The following is a 16,038-nucleotide window of genomic DNA, read 5'->3' as shown; positions in this document are numbered from 1 at the left end:
GTCCGGCCGGGGCTTTGTCCTCAATCGCCGGACGGGCTTGTTTTTGGCCGGGGTCGGGCTTGATGCGGGACCCCCGGCCGAGGTCTTGTCCTCAATCGCCGGACGGGCTTGATTCGGCCGGGCTCCGACTTGATGTGCGGGGGCCGGGCTTGATCGGTGAGGGGATCAGTGCACGTCTGCCTCGGACTTCCGCGGAGTGGATGCCGCCGCCCGGGCCACCACCCGCGACGGGGTGCGGTCGCGGTCCAGTACGCCCGCCGTGACCGCGACCGCGAGGCCCGCCACGGCCAGTGCCGCGCCGACCAGGGCCGGGGAGGTCCAGCCCCAGCCTGCCGCGATGGCCACGCCGCCCAGCCATGCGCCGCCCGCGTTGGCCAGGTTGAACGCGGAGTGGTTGGAGGCTGATGCCAGGGTCGGGGCGTCCTTGGCCTTGTTCATGACGAGCATCTGCAGCGGCGTGGTCGTCATGAAGCCGACCCCGCCCAGCAGCACGACCATCACCAGCGCGGCCCACTGCACATGGGCGGCGAAGGGGAAGACGACCAGCACGACGGCGAGCGCGCTCAGGGACCCGTACAGCGTCGGGCGCAGCGCCCGGTCCGTGAGCGGTCCCGCGGCGAGTGCGCCCAGGGTCATGCCGATGCCGAAGAGTGCCAGCACCAGCGTCACGGAGGACTCGCCGAAGCCCATCGCCTCGGTCGTCATCGCCGAGAGGTAGGAGTACACGGCGAAGACCCCGGCGAAGCCGAAGACGGCAGTGAGGAGTCCGAGCAGGACCTGGCGGTTGCCCAGGGCCCGCAGCTCATGGCGCACGTTCTGGTGTGCCTCGACCGGGATCTGCGGGACGAGGCGGGCGAGCGCGGCCATCGCACACAGTCCGATGAGCGCGACCACGAGGAAGGTGGCCCGCCAGCCGAGGTGCTGGCCGAGCAGCGTGGCGGCCGGGACTCCGACGATGTTGGCGACGGTCAGGCCGAGGAACATCGTCGCCACGGCCCGTGCCTGGCGCCCCTCGGCGACCAGCCGGGTGGCGACGACGGCGCCGACTCCGAAGAACGCACCGTGCGGCAGCCCGGCCAGCAGCCGTCCGGCGATGAGCCAGCCGAAGTCGGGGGCGAGCGCGGAGGCGAGGTTGCCGACGGTGAACAGCGCCATCAGCAGCAGGAGCATCCGTTTGCGCGGGATGCGGGAGCCGACGGCGGTGAGCAGCGGGGCGCCGAGCACCACGCCGATCGCGTACGCCGACACGAGATAGCCCGCGGTGGGGACCGAGGTGCCCAGATCGTCCGCGACGTTGGGCAGCAGGCCCATCATCACGAATTCCGTAGTACCGATGCCGAAGGCGCTCACAGCGAGTGCGAGCAGAGCCAGTGGCATGAAGAGAGACCTTTCCGAAGTGGGCCCGTGCGCTCCGGCCGCGGCCCTGGGGCCTGTGTGGAGTTGTCCCGTGGAGGAAGGAGCGGGGCTGGGTGCGTGTGATCGCAAGGCGCCGGAGCGTCCTTGTAGCGGAGCTACCAGGACGTTTCGGCAACGCCGCGAGCGCGCGTGCCCAGCCCCGCGACGCCGCGGGACAACTCCACACAGGCCCTACGGGCCTGCGGGGAGCGGGAGAGGCAGGAGGGAACGCGGCCTCCGGCAGGACCGGATCGCACGGTGGCGGACCGGCTTCCTTGCCGACGGCCTTGTTCCCGTTCGGAACAAATTCTCTCAGACGTTTGGTGCCGGGAGGTAAACGGACCGTTGCGTCACAGTTTGACGCGGGCGGCGATCGGGAGATGGTCGCTGTCCGTGGCGGGGAGCGTCCACGACGACATCGGCTCGACGCCCTTCACCATGATCTGGTCGATCCGGGCCATCGGGAACGACGCGGGCCAGCTGAAGCCGAAGCCGTCACCGGCCGCGCCCTGGGTGGAGCGCATCTGGGCGGTGACCGCGTTGAGCGAGCGGTCGTTCATCGTCCCGTTGAGGTCGCCGAGCAGGGCGACCCGTTCCAGCGGTTCGTGGGAGATGGCCTCACCGAGGGCGTCCGCGCTCTGGTCCCGCTGGCTGGCGGTGAATCCGGCGTGCAGCTTGACCCGCACCGAGGGCAGGTGCGCGACGTAGAAGGCGATCGCGCCCTCGGGGGTGGTGACGGTGGTCCGCATGGCGCGGACCCAGCCCATCTTGATGTCCACCGGACGGGTGTCGCTCAGGGGGTACTTGCTCCACAGGCCGACGGTCCCCTGCACCGAGTGGTACGGGTAGCGGCCGGCGAGCGCCGATTCGTACGCCGTGACCTTGCCGCTGGGGAGCTCCTGCAGGGCGATGACATCGGCGCCAGATCCGGCGACCTGCTGTGCGGTGCCCCGGGGGTCGGGGTTGTCCGCGTTGACGTTGTGGGTGGCGACGGTGAGATCGCCGCCGCTGCCCGACTTGTCGGTGAGGAGCCCCCCGAAGAGGTTGAACCAGACCACGACCGGCAGCAGCAGGGCGACCAGCGCGGTCGCCGAGCGGCGCACCAGGCCCAGGATCAGCAGCAGCGGGACGAAGACGGCGCACCACGGCAGGAACGTCTCGGTGAGGCTGCCCAGGTTGCCGATGGTGTTCGGGATCTGGGCGTGCAGGAGCATCACGAGGGTCAGCAGGACGGAGCAGCCGGCCAGGACGATCCCCCGCCGCCAGATGCCGCGGTCCCGGGTCAGTCTGTCGCGCAGGTCCCGGAAGCGGGATTCGGTGCGCTGCGGTCCCGCGCCGCCGTTCCCGGTGTCCGCCCTGTACGCCTGAACCATTGCGCTGTCCTCACTGCCTTGCCGTACACATCGCCGCGCCCCACGACCCTAGGCGATGCGCGATGCCTTTACGGCCGTCGGCGACGGCCGCACTGCCAGGAGGACGACGCGGGCGGTGCGGCCAGTTCCGTTCGCAGGGCGTCCGTGGTGCCTTGTGACAGAACGATCACACTCGCCCGGAGTCCGGGCGAGTCAGCCGTGCATCAGCCGTGGCCTGCGCCTTCGCCGGATCCGGCGGCGGCGGCCCTCGGCCCGAGGCCCTCGACGAGCAGGCCGATGATGCGGTCGGCGAGGTCCTCGGGAAGCGGCGCTTCCGGCCGGTGGATGGTGCGTACGAGCATGGGGCCGAGGAACAGGTCGTCCATCAGCTCGACGTCCGCGTCGCCCCGCAGCTCCCCCGCGGCGACGGCACGGCCAACGGCGGCGAGCATCGCGGCCCGGCGGGGTGCGATCACGGTGCGCTGGTACTCGGTCCACAGCTTGGGATGGCTCTTCATCTGCGCGAAGACGTTGTGCAGCAGCACCGAGGAGCGCTGGGCGAGTCCCCGGGTGCGCATGGACTCCAGCAGGACGCGCAGGTCGTCGAGGCCTCCGGTACCGGAGACATCGGGTTCCGGCGGCTCGATCTCGCGGAGGACGTCGACGAAGAGTTCCTCCTTGCCGGCCCAGCGCCGGTAGATGGTGGCCTTGCCCACCCCGGCCGTGCGGGCGATCCGCTCGATGGACAGGCCGGCAAGGGGCTCGCCGGCCTCCAGGAGCTCGACGACGGCGTCCAGGATGGACCGCTCCGCTGCGGCGCTGCGGGGGCGGCCGCGGCGGGGCTCGGAGTCGTCCGCGGGGTGGGGCTCCCGGCCCTGGCCGTCGTGGGCCCGCGGGTCCGGGTCGTGGTCGTCGTCGTGGACCTGCGGCTCCCGGCCCCGGTCGTCGTCGTGGACCTGCCGGTCCTGTTCCCCGGGGACCCGGGTGTCCCGGTCCGATGCCTGAGCCTGCACGTGGAACCACCTTTCACCGCCCCCGATTCTCGCCGACGCGGGCGGCGCCCGGTCCCGTCAGGGCCGCGCGCCGCCCGCCGGACTCACCGCCCGGCGTCCGCGGGCACCGTCCGCTCGTCCTGCGCGACCGCCGGCTCGGGGCGCGGCCGTCCCGGCAGGAACAGGGCGACGACGATCGTCCCGAGCAGGGCGACGCACGCCGAGCCGATGGCCGTGACGTGCATGGCGCCCATGAACGCGTCGTGCGCGGCGCTCACCAGCGGGGCGCCCGCCGGGCCCATCCTCTCCGCGACACCGAGCGTCGCCTCGATGGACTCCCCCGCCACGTCCCTGGCCGCGGCCGGTACGGCGCCGAGGTGGTCCTCGATGTCGCCGCGGTAGACCGTGGACAGCACCGAGCCGAGGACGGCGATCCCGAGGGCGCCGCCGACCTGCCGGAACACGTTGTTGACGGCCGATCCCGATCCGGCCTTCTCCCGGGGCAGCGCCTGCATCACGGCGACGGTGACCGGGGGCATCACATGGGCCATGCCCGTGCCCTGGACGAAGAAGACCAGACACATGACCCAGACCGGGGTCGTGGCGTCGAACAGGGCGAATGCCGCCAGCCCGACGGCGACCAGCAGCATGCCCACGGTGCACACGGCACGGGCGCCGAACCGGTTGACCACGAGCCGGGCCCGCGGGGCGAAGACCATCTGCGCGACGGCCAGCGGCAGGATCAGCAGCCCGGACTGCAGGGCGCTCCAGCCGCGCACGCTCTGCATGTAGAAGGCGGAGAAGAACGTCACGCCCATCAGCGCGAAGAAGACCAGCGCGATGGCGGCGACGGCGGCGGAGAAGGCCGGCTTCCTGAAGTACGAGATGTCGATGGCCGGGCTGCTGCTGCGCTTCTCGTGGAGGACGAACACGACCAGGACGGCCAGACCGCCGATGACCGGCAGGAGCACGGAGACGTCGGTGAAGTCGGCGAGTTCGCCGCCCCGGATGATGCCGTACACCAGCAGCACCAGGCCGACGACGGAGAGCGCCACGCCGAGCGGGTCCAGCCGTCCCGGCTTCGGGTCCCTGGAGTCCGGTACGAGCACGGCCATGGCGATCACCGCGATGACCACGACGGGCACGTTGACCAGGAAGATCGAGCCCCACCAGAAGTGTTCGAGGAGCAGTCCGCCCGTGATCGGGCCGATCGCGATGCCGAGGCCGACACTGCCGGCCCAGATGCCGATGGCCTTGGGCTGCTCGTCGCGCTCGAAGACGTTCATCAGGACGGCGAGCGTGGCCGGCATGACGAACGCGGCGCCGAAGCCCATTACGGCGCGCCAGGTGATGAGTTCGCCGGGCGATCCCGACATGGCGGCGAAGGCGGAACCGAGGCCGAAGAGGACGATGCCGAAGAGCAGGACCTTCTTGCGCCCGATGCGGTCGCCGAGCAGGCCGGCAGTGAAGAGGAGTCCGGCGAACACGAGCGTGTAGGAGTTGATGGCCCACTCCAGCTCGCTCTGGGTGGCTCCCAGACCGGTGGGCGAGGGCGAGGCGATCGTCTTGACCGCGACGTTCAGGATCGAGTTGTCCAGCACCACGATGAGCAGGCTGAACATCAAAACAGCGAGGATCGCCCAGCGGCGGCGGTGGACCGCCTCGGGGACCTGGGACACGGCGGCGGGAGCGCCGGACGGTATGGACATGGCGAGAAGCCTAACGCCATTTCGATACGAGACCGTCTCGTATTGGAAAGTCTTTACCGGGGCCGCCCGCGGCACCCGGTGCCAGGTCGGTGCGCGGGCCCACTTCCCGTGAACGGCTCCGGGATGCCACCATGGAAGAGATCCGGGGACGCCGTCAGGGCGCCTCGAGATGACGAAGGAGCCGTTGGCAATGTCGCTTCAGGCTGCGCACAACCAGTCCGCCACACCCCCCGCGGGAGCCCCGTCCGACAGCAGCAAGGCGCTGTACGGAGGAAAGAGCAACCGCCGGGTCACCGTCCACGACATCGCCGCCGCCACCGAGCGCGGCGAGAAGTGGCCCATGCTCACCGCCTACGACGCGATGACCGCGTCCGTCTTCGACGAGGCCGGCATCCCGGTCATGCTCGTCGGGGACTCGATGGGCAACTGTCACCTCGGCTACGAGACCACCGTGCCCGTCACGATGGATGAGATCGCGATCCTGTCCGCCGCCGTCGTCCGGGGCACCAAGCGCGCCCTGATCGTCGCCGACCTGCCCTTCGGGTCCTACCAGGAGAGCCCCGTCCAGGCCCTGCGCAACGCCACCCGGCTGATCAAGGAGTCCGGCGTCGGCGCGGTCAAGCTGGAGGGCGGCGAGCGCAGCCACGAGCAGATCAAGCTCCTGGTCGACGCCGGCATCCCGGTCATGGCCCACATCGGCCTGACCCCGCAGTCCGTCAACGCGATGGGCTACCGCGTACAGGGCCGCGGCGAGGAAGCAGCCCAGCAGATGCTGCGCGACGCCAAGGCCGTCCAGGACGCGGGCGCGTTCGCCGTCGTACTCGAACTCGTACCGTCCGAACTGGCCGCCGAGGTCACCCGCACCCTGCACATCCCGACCGTGGGCATCGGGGCCGGTCCCGACACCGACGCGCAGGTGCTCGTCTACACCGACATGGTCGGCCTGACCGGCGGCAAGGTGCCGCGCTTCACCAAGCAGTACGCCGACCTGCGCCAGATCCTCGGCGACGCCGCGAAGGCGTACGCGGACGAGGTCGTCGGCGGCACCTTCCCGGCGCCGGAGCACACGTTCCACTAGTAGTGGACCGAACGACCACTGCCGCACCACCGACAGCCCGCCGACATCCCCCATCGGCGGGCTGTCGCCCTGCTGTCGGCGGCCTGTCGGTGCGTTGTCGGTGGCGGCTGGTCTGATGGTGGACATGACGCGAATCGACAAGAACCCCAGGAACGGCAACAACGCCGTCGAGGTACGGGGGCTGGTCAAGCACTACGGCGAGACCAAGGCTCTGGACGGCGTGGACCTCGATGTGCGCGAGGGCACCGTCCTCGGCGTGCTCGGCCCCAACGGCGCCGGCAAGACCACCCTCGTACGAGTCCTGTCCACCCTGATCCAGCCCGACGCCGGACACGCCGTCGTGGCGGGCTTCGACGTGGTGAAGCAGCCCCGCGCGCTGCGCCGCACCATCGGCCTGACCGGGCAGTACGCCTCGGTCGACGAGAAGCTCTCCGGCTGGGAGAACCTCTACATGATCGGGCGGCTGCTCGACCTGCCGCGCAAGAAGGCCCGCTCGCGCGCCGACGAGCTGCTGGAGCGCTTCTCGCTCACGGACGCGGCGAAGAAGGCCGCGATGGAGTACTCCGGCGGAATGCGCCGCCGGCTGGACCTCGCCGCCTCCATGATCGGCAGCCCGGCCGTCCTCTATCTGGACGAGCCGACGACAGGGCTCGACCCCCGTACCCGTAACGAGGTCTGGGACGAGGTGCAGCGCATGGTCGCGGAGGGGGCGACCGTGCTGCTCACCACCCAGTACATGGAAGAGGCCGAGCAGCTCGCCAACGAGCTCACCGTCATCGACAAGGGCAGGATCATCGCCCGCGGCGGCGTCGACGAGCTGAAGGCCAAGGTCGGCGGCCGCACCCTGCAGATCCGGCCCTCGGACCCGGCCGAACTGGCCGCGATGGCGCAGGCACTGCGCGAGACCGGCCTCGACGGCGTCGCCGGCGCACAGGCCGTCCCGGACGAGGGACTGCTGTACGTACCGATCCTCAGCGACGAGCAGCTCACCGCCGTCATCGGCCTGCTCGGCACCCGGGGCTTCGGGCTGGCGCACGTCGCCACCGCCCTGCCCAGCCTGGACGAGGTGTTCCTCGCCATCACCGGCGACAAGGCCACCGTCACCGACACGATTCCCCAGGAGGTCGCGGCATGAGCACGACGACTCTGACGCCCACCCCCACCGACGCGGTCGTGACGGCCCCCGCCGGGAAGATCCACGACGAGGGCCGGATCGGACTGCGGAACAACCTGCGCCACATCGGAGCACTGGTGCGGCGCAACCTGCTCCAGATCAAGAAGGATCCGGAGTCGATGTTCGACGCGCTCCTGATGCCGGTCATCTTCACTCTGCTGTTCGTGTACGTCTTCGGCGGCTCCGTCGGCGGCAGCATGGGCGGCGGCCGGCAGGAGTACCTGAACTACCTGATCCCCGGTCTGATGGCGATGATGGGCATGAACATCGCCATGGCAGTCGGCTCCGGGGTCAACGACGACTTCCGCAAGGGGGTCATGGACCGGTTCCGCACGATGCCGATCGCCCGTTCCTCGGTGCTCATAGCGAAGATCGTGGTCGAGCTCGGACGCATGATGGTCGCCACGTTCATCCTGCTGGGCATGGGCTTCGCCCTCGGCATGGAGCTCCAGGAGTCCGTCCTCGGCATGATCGAGGCGATCGCCCTGTCGGCCGCGTTCGGCGCCGCCATCATGTGGATCTTCATCCTGCTCGGGCTGACTCTCAAGACCTCCCAGGCCGTCCAGGGAATGGGGATGCTCGTGCTGATGCCTCTCCAGTTCGGCTCCTCGATCTTCGCCCCGACGAAGACGATGCCCGGCTGGCTCCAGACCTTCACCGACTACAACCCGCTGTCCAACCTGGCCGACGCCGCACGCGCCCTGATGATGGGGGGCCCGCTGGCCCACTCGGTCTGGGTGACGCTCGGCTGGACCGTGGTCATCACCGCGGTCATGGCCCCGCTCGCGGTGGCCAAGTTCCGCAAGAAGTCCTGACCTCCTGACCGAAGAGGTTCGGACCCGCTCAGTCCCGGTACGCGTCCACGAGGGCGGTGGCCTCCTCCAGGGAGAGGCCGCCGCCCTCGGCGTACGCGGCCTCGTAGGCATCGTCGTCCCCGAGCACGGTACGGACCAGGGCCTCGGCCCGGGCGAAGTTCTCCCGCTCCATCGACGTCAGGAAGTGCCCCTGCGGCAGCAGCGCCCGGCCGGCGGCCAGCAGCCGCGCACCGAGCTCCGCCCCGTGCTCCTCGCCCAGCCCGCCCAGCGCCCACGCCGCGGTGACCAGGTGGATCACCGCCATCTGGGGCGCCACCATCTGCGTCAGCGGGTCGCCCAGGTGCGCCAGCGCCTGCCGGACATGGTCCAGGGCGCGGGCATGGTCCCCGTCCAGGTTGTCCAGCCAGGCCAGACCGCCCAGCACGAACCCCTCGAAGATCGCCATGGTCTGGGACTTGAACTCTTCGAGCAGGATGGCGAACTGCTCACGGGCCTCGTCCGTACGGCCGCTGCGGCCCAGCCACAGGGCCAGGTACAGCCGGGCCGCCGGCCTCGCCTCGTGCCCCGTGTGCCGTCCGTCGGCAAGCACCTCGTACAGGATCGCCTCACCCTCCGCGCCGCGGTCGAGCTCGGTGAGCGCGGAGGCGTACCGGGTGCGCAGCACCGACACCTGGGCCAGGGCGCCGAGCTTCTCCGCGTAGCCGACCGCGGCCTGGTAGTCCTCGGCCGCCCGGGTGAAGTCGCCGGTCTTCTCGTACGCCTCGCCACGCGAGGAGAGCGCCTCGGCCATCCCCCAGTCGTCGCCGAGCCGGCTGAAGATCTCCAGGCTCTCGTCTGCGTCCACATGAGCCTCGCCCGCCCAGTCGGGGCGGTTGGCGAGCACGTTGGCGCGCATCTGGAGCGCCGCTGCCAGCTCCCACTCGTAGCCGAACTCCCTTGCCGCACGGACCGTTTCGTCCAGCAGATGCCTCAGGTCCGCGACGCCTCCGGTGAGCATGACGGCGAAGAACCAGAGCGATGCGGGGCTTCGGCAGGTCTGCGGCTGGCCGACCTGGTAGGTGGCGGCGATGCCCCGCAGCCGCTCCATGCTGGCCTCGTTCGTCCACTCGTCCATCGCGTGGTCCATGCTGACCAGCTGGACCAGCGCCACCTGACGCCGCGCCTCCTGGAGCAGCTCGGGTCCCATGGGCGGGGGCGCGTCGGTGCAGCGTTCGTGGATCGAGGGCGCGGGCCGCACGGGTGGGGCGAACGGGTCCGGGCCGAGGGCCGCGGCGGCATCCGCCCAGTGCAGGGCGTCGCTGCGCAGATTGCGGATCTGCCAGTACCAGGAGAGCGAGATCACCAGGCACAGCGACTCCTGCTCGTCGCGCGCGGCGACGGCGTGCCGCAGGGCGGTGCGCAGGTTCTCGTACTCGCGCCGGAGGAGTTCGATGGCGGCGCGCTGTCCGGCGCCGCGGAGCAGGGGGTCGGTGGTACGGGCCAGCTCCCGGAAGTACACGAGGTGCCGGCGCTCCACCGCGTCCCGCTCCCCCGTCCCGTCGAGCCGCTCGTCCGCGTACTCGCCGACGGTCTCCAGGAGGCGGTAGCGCATCCCGCCGTCCGCCGCGGGTGCCGCGACGACCAGGGACTTGTCGACGAGCGATCCGAGCAGCCCGGCGACCTCCCGCGCCTGCCGCGGCCCGTCCGCGCAGACCGCCTCCGCCGCTTCGAGGGTGCAGCCGCCGGCGAAGACGGACAGCCGGCGCAGGGTGCTGCGTTCGTCCTCGGCGAGGAGGTCCCAGGACCAGTCGACGACGGCCCGCAGGGTCTGCTGGCGCGGGAGCACGGTGCGGCTGCCGCTCGTCAGCAGCCGGAACCGGTCGTCGAGCCGGTCGGCGATCTGCTGCGGGGTGAGCATCCGCAGCCGGGCCGCGGCGAGTTCGATGGCGAGCGGCAGACCGTCCAGGCGGCGGCAGATCTCGGCGGTGGCCGCCGCGGTCGCCTCGTCGGCGTCGACGCGGAAGCCCGGCAGTGCGGCGGCGCCGCGCTCGGCCAGCAGGCGCAGTGCCGTCGGGTCGGGCAGCGGCTCGACGGGCCGGACGAACTCGCCCGGGACGCCGAGGGGTTCGCGGCTGGTGGCGAGGACGGTGAGCTCGGGGCAGCGGGCCAGCAGATGGTCGGCGAGGGCCGCGGCGGCCTCGATCACATGCTCGCAGTTGTCCAGGAGCAGCAGCATGCGGCGCCGGGTGCAGTGCTCGGTGAGCCGGGCGAGGGGTTCATCGGCACCGCGTTCGGCGGCCCGGAGCTCCTCGGCACCGGCCCCGCGCAGCACGGTCTCGCGGGCGCCGAGTGCGCCGAGGACCGCCTCCGCCACCGCTTCCGGGTCGTCGACGGGCGCGAGTTCGGCCAGCCAGACGCCGTCCGGCCAGGACGCGGGGTCGAAGGATTCCGCGGTCTCCTGGGAGAGCCGGGTCTTGCCGGCCCCGCCGGGTCCGAGGAGGGTGACCAGCCGGCCCCGGGAAAGGTCCTCGCGCAGGGCTTCGATATCGCGCTCGCGCCCGACGAAGCTGGTGAGCCGGGCCCGGAGATTGCCCTGCCGGACAGCCGGTACGGGGGTGCGAGGGGCGGCCTGCGGGGCGGGCCGGGCCGGTTCCTGACGGAGCAGTTCGGCATGCAGCGCGCTCAGCCCGGGTCCCGGGTCGGTGCCGAGCCGGTCGGCGAGTACGGTGCGCACCTCGTCGTACGCGGCCAGCGCCTGGGCCATGCGCCCGGCGTCGCGCAGGGCCCGCAGCCGCAAGGCCTGGAGCGGTTCGTCGAGGGGGTGCTCGTCGCAGAGCGCGGCCAGCTCCGGCAGCACCTCGTCGGCCCGGCCGAGCGCGAGCGCCGCGTCGAGCCGGGTCCTGCGGGCGTCGAGGCGGCGGGCGGTCCAGCGGGCCGCGACGGCGTGCCGGTCGGGCAGGTCGGCCAGCGCCGGTCCGCGCCACAGGCCGAGCGCATCGTCGAGGACGCTCAGGGCCTTCGCCGGATCGCCCGCCGCCAGGGCTCGCGCCCCCTCGCCCGCGAGGCGTTCGAAGCGGTAGAGGTCGACGCTGTCCGGCTCGGCGGCCAGCCGGTAGCCGTTGTCCGCCGAGGCGACCGCCGCATGGCCGAGTATCCGCCGCAGCCGCCCCACCAGCGCCTGCAGTGCGCCCGGCGCGTCGGCGGGCGGCTCCCCGTCCCACACCTCGTCGACGAGCACCGCGACGGGCACCGTCCGGCCGGTGCGCAGCGCGAGCACGGCGAGCAGGGCACGCAGCCGCGCCCCGCCGATGGCGACGGCCGTGCCGTCGTCGCGAAGTGCCTGGGTGGTACCGAGGATGCCGTAGCGCACGCGCCCATTGTCCGCGACGGGGACCGGGCCATCCACACCCACCCGACCGCGCCCGGTCACCCCGGCCGTAACCCTGTCCCCGCCCGTGTCCCTGCCCCCGCCCGTCATGCCTCCACCCTTCACGGAACCACCGGCCCGATGCGAGACGTTTTCCGCGTGTCGCCTGTACGGTCGGGGCTCGCCGCCTGCCCGCAGCCACCAGGAGCTCGCCGATGACCACCGCACCAGCTCGCAGCGACCGGCGGATCAGCCCGGTCTTCCTCGGAATCGCCGCCGTGACGGCGGTCTCCGGCTGGGCGGTGTGGACGGACTTCGCCGAACAGCCGGGCTTCGCCACGTTCCTGTTCGTCACTGCGGCCTGGGTCGTCTCGCTCTGTCTCCACGAGTACGCCCACGCCCGGACGGCCCTGCACAGCGGCGACATCTCCATCGGCGCCAAGGGATACTTGACCCTCAACCCCTTGAAGTACACACATGCGCTGCTGAGCATCGTGCTGCCCGTGCTCTTCGTGATCATGGGCGGCATCGGGCTGCCCGGTGGCGCCGTCTTCATCGAGCGGGGCCGGATCCGCGGCCGCTGGCGGCACAGCCTGATCTCGGCGGCGGGCCCGCTGACGAACGTCCTGTTCGCGCTCGTGTGCACCGCGCCGTTCTGGCTGGACGCGCTGGACGGCGTCCCGGTCTCCTTCCGGTACGCACTGGGCTTCCTGGCGCTGCTCCAGGTGACGGCCGCGATCCTGAACTCCGTACCGGTGCCGGGGCTGGACGGATACGGGGTGATCGAGCCGTGGCTCTCGCACTCGGTCCGGCGCGCGGTGGAGCCGATCGCGCCGTTCGGGCTGATCGCGGTCTTCGGGCTGCTGTGGGTGCCCGAGGTGAACGCGGCCTTCTTCGACGCCATCGACGCGATTCTGCGGTCGCTGGGCGTCAGCGAGTTCGAGACGTACTGCGGTCTCGACGCCTACCGGTTCTGGCAGACGCAGAATCCGGTCTGCTCGATGAACGGGTAGGGGGCCGCCCCTGTACGCCCTACGCGCCCTGGGCGGACTGCGCGGCCTGGGCGTTCACGCGCTGCCTGCGTACGTAGTACCAGGACATGTTGGACGAGAGTCCGACCAGCAGCACCCAGACGATCCCGAGGAGCCAGCTGCCCTGCACGAAGGAGATCACGGCGGCTGCGACGGCGAGGACGCAGACGGCGATGGCGTAGAGAGCGAGGCGGGGCATGGGGGTGGCTCCTGTCGGGGGATGGTGCGCGGTCCCGTCCAGTGTCCCCCATGCCTCCGGCCGCCGGGAGCAGGGTGCGGTGCCGGCTCAGACGTCGGTGGTACGCAGCCCGGCGTGTGCCTTGTAGCGGCGGTTGACCGAGATCAGGTTGGCGACGAGCGACTCGACCTGGTGGGCGTTGCGGAGCCGGCCCGCGAAGATGCCGCGCATGCCCGGGATCCGGCCGGCCAGCGCCTGGACGATGTCGGTGTCGGCGCGGGCCTCGCCCAGCACCAGCACGTCGGTGTCGATCTCCTCGATCGCCTCGTCCTGGAGCAGTACCGCCGAGAGGTGGTGGAAGGCGGCGGTGACGCGGGACTCCGGCAGCAGGGCGGCGGCCTGCTCGGCGGCGCTGCCCTCCTCGGGCTTCAGGGCGTAGGCGCCCTTCTTGTCGAAGCCGAGCGGGTTGACGCAGTCGATGACGAGCTTGCCGACGAGCTCGTCGCGCAGGGACTCCAGGGTCTTGGCGTGCCCGTCCCACGGCACGGCGACGATCACCACGTCGCTGTCGCGCGCGCACGCGGCGTTGTCCGCGCCACGGACGCCGTGCCCCAGCTCATCGGCGGCGGTCTGTGCGCGGTCCGCCGCACGGGAGCCGATGATCACGCCGTGTCCGGCGCGGGCGAACCGGTACGCGAGTCCGCGGCCCTGCGGCCCGGTGCCGCCGAGGACGCCGATGGTCAGCCCGGACACGTCGGGGAGGTCCCAGGGGTCCTTGGCGGGGGGCTTGGGGGCGCTGCCGCTGTCATTCGTAGTCATGGCCCCGACACTACTGCCAGGTACGGGGGCCGGACCCGGTGTCCCCGGCCAGTGGGACGGAGCTGGGACGGACCTGCGCGCAAAACTCGTACGGATGATCCGGCCGCCGTTCCGCGGTGCGGGGCCCCGGTCTGGTGCATGATGCCGGGCCATGGATGCCGTACGTGTGGCGCTGCTGCGTGAGGTGCTGGCGAAGACCCAGTGGCCGGCGGCGGCCCGGCGGTTCGCCGGGACGCTGCGCTCGTCCGTCGTGCCGCACGGCGGCGGGCTGCTGCTGGTGGGGACCGAGGTGTACGAGCCGTGGCATCTGGCGGCCCATCTGGTCGACGAGTCCACCTGGTCGGGGCTGCCCGAGCTGGTGCCCACCCTGGTGCGCCACCGGGTGGAGCCCGGCGACCCGGCGCACCTGGCGGTGGGGCTCGGACGGATCGAGGCGGCCGGGCGGGGCGAGACCCTGCTCGTGGTGGTGCCGGAGCGGCCGGGCGAGGGGCTGCTGGAGCGGGTGCACGATGCCCGTCGGGCCGGGGCGACGGTCCTGTCGCTGGACAACGGTGATCCGGAGGTGCGGGGGCTCGCCCACGAGGCGCTCTCCGTGACGGGCGGCGACGAGGTGGACCTGGACACGGTGCAGCACCTGGTCAGCGCGGCGGCCGGGGAGAACAGCGCGCCCGTGCAGCGCGGCCGGCGGCGGTTCCGGGACCGGCTGTCCCGGCTCGCCGACCAGCTGACCGCGCCGCCGCCGGCGCGGTGGTGACCCGATACACCACCGCGCGGGCTCCACGTCCGAAATCTGTTTGCACCGGGCACGCACCGGGACGGACCATGGCTCCTCGTGACCTCTCGCACCTCCCTCGCCGCCAGGCTGGCCGCGCTGCTTCCCGACCTCTCCCCCTGGCGTTCCTCGGCGGACTTCCGGCTGCTGTGGGTGCAGGGGATCGTCACCTACTTCGGCAGCTTCATGGCCCTGATCGCGCTGCCGCTCCAGATCAAGGACCTCACCGGGTCGCCGCTCGCGGTCGGCGCGATGGGCGCGGTCGAGCTGGTGCCGCTGGTCGTGTTCGGGCTCTACGGCGGTGCGCTCGCCGACGCGGCCGACCGCCGCAAGGTCATCCTGGCCACCGAGGCGGGGCTCGGTCTGCTCGCGCTCGTCCTGCTGGTGAACGCGGCGCTGCCCGACCCGATGCTGTGGCCGCTCTACGTGGTGGCCGGCGGTGTCTCCGCGCTCGCCGGGCTCCAGCGGCCCGCGCTGGACTCGCTGATGGCCCGCATCGTGCCGCACGACCAGCTGGGCGCGGCCGCCGCGCTGAACTCGCTGCGCTGGCAGGCCGGGGCGATCATGGGCCCGGCGCTGGCGGGTGTGGTGGTGGCCTATGCGGGGCACGCCACGGCGTACGCGGTGACCGTGGTCACGTTCGCCGTGTCCGTGGTGCTGTGCCGCAGGCTCGCGCCCGCGCCGCCCGCGGAGCAGGGGACGAAGCCGTCGCTGCGCGGCATCGCGGAGGGGGCGCGCTATGCCTGGAGCCGGCCTGTGCTGCTCGGGACCTACGCGATCGACATGGCGGCGATGTTCTTCGCCTTCCCGAACACGATCTTCCCGTTCCTCGCCGACGAGCTCGACGCCGAGTGGTCGCTGGGACTGATGTATGCGGCGGGCTCGGTGGGCTCCCTGGTGCTCGGCCTGACCAGCGGCTGGACCTCGCGGGTGCGGCGGCACGGGCTGTTCGTGGTGTTCGGTGCGGCCGTCTGGGGGCTGGCCATCGCGGCGGCCGGCTGGTTCGGCAACGTAGGGCTGGTGCTGGTCTGCCTGACGGTCGCCGGTGCGGGCGACATGCTCAGCGGGCTCGGCCGTTCGACCATCTGGAACCAGACGATCCCGGAGGAGCTGCGGGGCCGGCTCGCGGGCATCGAGGTGCTGTCGTACAGCGTCGGCCCGCAGCTGGGGCAGGTGCGGGCCGGCGGCATGGCGGGGTGGACGGGGACCAGGACCGCGGTCTGGTCCGGGGGCGTGGCCTGCGTCGCCTCGGTGGCGCTGCTGGCCGCGGCCCTGCCGAAGCTGCTCACGTACGACTCCGAGACGGACGAGGACGCCCTGCGCCGACGGGCACGGAGCGAGGAGGCCCTGCGGGCGGCGGCACCGACGGGCTGAGCC

At 72.0% G+C, this 16,038-nt stretch carries 13 protein-coding genes; 6 read left to right on the top strand and 7 right to left on the bottom strand.

The window, feature by feature from the left end; genetic code table 11:
- Positions 1-165: 165 nt before the first annotated feature.
- From OG912_RS25715 to OG912_RS25700, 4 genes are all read right to left on the bottom strand, one after another.
- Positions 166-1,377, bottom strand: coding sequence for an MFS transporter (locus tag OG912_RS25715; protein ID WP_327711446.1), 1,212 nt, complete (start codon positions 1,375-1,377; stop codon positions 166-168).
- A gap of 368 nt (positions 1,378-1,745) precedes the next feature.
- Positions 1,746-2,768: an endonuclease/exonuclease/phosphatase family protein gene (locus tag OG912_RS25710; RefSeq protein ID WP_327711445.1), complete on the bottom strand. Its 1,023-nt coding sequence runs from the start codon at positions 2,766-2,768 to the stop codon at positions 1,746-1,748.
- Positions 2,769-2,971: 203 nt separating this feature from the next.
- Complete coding sequence (locus OG912_RS25705; RefSeq protein ID WP_327711444.1) at positions 2,972-3,760, bottom strand: TetR/AcrR family transcriptional regulator; 789 nt, start codon at positions 3,758-3,760, stop codon at positions 2,972-2,974.
- Between the two features lie 83 nt (positions 3,761-3,843).
- The gene (locus OG912_RS25700; RefSeq protein WP_327711443.1) at positions 3,844-5,448 is read right to left on the bottom strand and encodes an MFS transporter; all 1,605 of its coding nucleotides are present in this window, start codon (positions 5,446-5,448) and stop codon (positions 3,844-3,846) included.
- A gap of 190 nt (positions 5,449-5,638) precedes the next feature.
- Between OG912_RS25700 and panB the strand changes: the two genes are divergently transcribed.
- The 3 genes from panB to OG912_RS25685 all read left to right on the top strand — a co-directional run bounded on the left by panB (position 5,639) and on the right by OG912_RS25685 (position 8,515).
- The gene (gene panB / locus OG912_RS25695) at positions 5,639-6,526 is read left to right on the top strand and encodes a 3-methyl-2-oxobutanoate hydroxymethyltransferase (RefSeq protein WP_326735850.1); all 888 of its coding nucleotides are present in this window, start codon (positions 5,639-5,641) and stop codon (positions 6,524-6,526) included.
- A 115-nt stretch (positions 6,527-6,641) separates the two neighbouring features.
- Positions 6,642-7,661: an ATP-binding cassette domain-containing protein gene (locus OG912_RS25690; protein WP_326735851.1), complete on the top strand. Its 1,020-nt coding sequence runs from the start codon at positions 6,642-6,644 to the stop codon at positions 7,659-7,661.
- Positions 7,658-8,515 (top strand): ABC transporter permease, encoded by an 858-nt coding sequence (locus OG912_RS25685; RefSeq protein WP_326735852.1) that lies wholly within the window; start codon positions 7,658-7,660, stop codon positions 8,513-8,515. Before OG912_RS25690 ends, OG912_RS25685 begins: the two co-directional genes overlap by 4 nt.
- A gap of 28 nt (positions 8,516-8,543) precedes the next feature.
- Here OG912_RS25685 and OG912_RS25680 read toward each other — a convergent pair whose 3' ends face one another.
- Positions 8,544-11,864 carry an ATP-binding protein gene (locus OG912_RS25680; protein ID WP_327711442.1) on the bottom strand — a complete coding sequence of 1,107 codons (3,321 nt, stop codon included), beginning with the start codon at positions 11,862-11,864 and terminating at the stop codon, positions 8,544-8,546.
- Positions 11,865-12,076: 212 nt separating this feature from the next.
- Between OG912_RS25680 and OG912_RS25675 the strand changes: the two genes are divergently transcribed.
- Positions 12,077-12,874 carry a site-2 protease family protein gene (locus OG912_RS25675; protein ID WP_327711441.1) on the top strand — a complete coding sequence of 266 codons (798 nt, stop codon included), beginning with the start codon at positions 12,077-12,079 and terminating at the stop codon, positions 12,872-12,874.
- Positions 12,875-12,893: 19 nt separating this feature from the next.
- On the opposite strand, the gene OG912_RS25670 is transcribed toward OG912_RS25675, so the two are convergent.
- Together OG912_RS25670 and npdG are read right to left on the bottom strand one after the other, a co-directional pair.
- Positions 12,894-13,091 carry a hypothetical protein gene (locus tag OG912_RS25670; RefSeq protein WP_326735855.1) on the bottom strand — a complete coding sequence of 66 codons (198 nt, stop codon included), beginning with the start codon at positions 13,089-13,091 and terminating at the stop codon, positions 12,894-12,896.
- Positions 13,092-13,178: 87 nt separating this feature from the next.
- The gene (gene npdG / locus OG912_RS25665; RefSeq protein ID WP_326735856.1) at positions 13,179-13,889 is read right to left on the bottom strand and encodes an NADPH-dependent F420 reductase; all 711 of its coding nucleotides are present in this window, start codon (positions 13,887-13,889) and stop codon (positions 13,179-13,181) included.
- A gap of 151 nt (positions 13,890-14,040) precedes the next feature.
- Here npdG and OG912_RS25660 point away from each other — a divergent pair, with 151 nt between their 5' ends.
- Positions 14,041-14,643, top strand: a complete 603-nt coding sequence (locus OG912_RS25660; RefSeq protein ID WP_326735857.1) for a hypothetical protein — start codon at positions 14,041-14,043, stop codon at positions 14,641-14,643.
- Between the two features lie 78 nt (positions 14,644-14,721).
- Positions 14,722-16,035 (top strand): MFS transporter, encoded by a 1,314-nt coding sequence (locus OG912_RS25655; protein ID WP_327711440.1) that lies wholly within the window; start codon positions 14,722-14,724, stop codon positions 16,033-16,035.
- Positions 16,036-16,038: the final 3 nt, after the last annotated feature.

Origin of the sequence: Streptomyces sp. NBC_00464 (genome assembly GCF_036013915.1) — a bacterium.
GTDB lineage: Bacteria > Actinomycetota > Actinomycetes > Streptomycetales > Streptomycetaceae > Streptomyces.
This window is presented reverse-complemented; position numbering and strand designations above follow the sequence as displayed.

Coding starts and splice junctions, on each gene's coding strand:
- OG912_RS25715 (WP_327711446.1), bottom strand. CDS start 1,377: ATGCCACTGGCTCTGCTCGCACTCGCTGTGAGCGCCTTCGGCATCGGT.
- OG912_RS25710 (WP_327711445.1), bottom strand. CDS start 2,768: ATGGTTCAGGCGTACAGGGCGGACACCGGGAACGGCGGCGCGGGACCG.
- OG912_RS25700 (WP_327711443.1), bottom strand. CDS start 5,448: ATGTCCATACCGTCCGGCGCTCCCGCCGCCGTGTCCCAGGTCCCCGAG.
- panB (WP_326735850.1), top strand. CDS start 5,639: ATGTCGCTTCAGGCTGCGCACAACCAGTCCGCCACACCCCCCGCGGGA.
- OG912_RS25690 (WP_326735851.1), top strand. CDS start 6,642: ATGGTGGACATGACGCGAATCGACAAGAACCCCAGGAACGGCAACAAC.
- OG912_RS25685 (WP_326735852.1), top strand. CDS start 7,658: ATGAGCACGACGACTCTGACGCCCACCCCCACCGACGCGGTCGTGACG.
- OG912_RS25675 (WP_327711441.1), top strand. CDS start 12,077: ATGACCACCGCACCAGCTCGCAGCGACCGGCGGATCAGCCCGGTCTTC.
- OG912_RS25670 (WP_326735855.1), bottom strand. CDS start 13,091: ATGCCCCGCCTCGCTCTCTACGCCATCGCCGTCTGCGTCCTCGCCGTC.
- npdG (WP_326735856.1), bottom strand. CDS start 13,889: ATGACTACGAATGACAGCGGCAGCGCCCCCAAGCCCCCCGCCAAGGAC.
- OG912_RS25660 (WP_326735857.1), top strand. CDS start 14,041: ATGGATGCCGTACGTGTGGCGCTGCTGCGTGAGGTGCTGGCGAAGACC.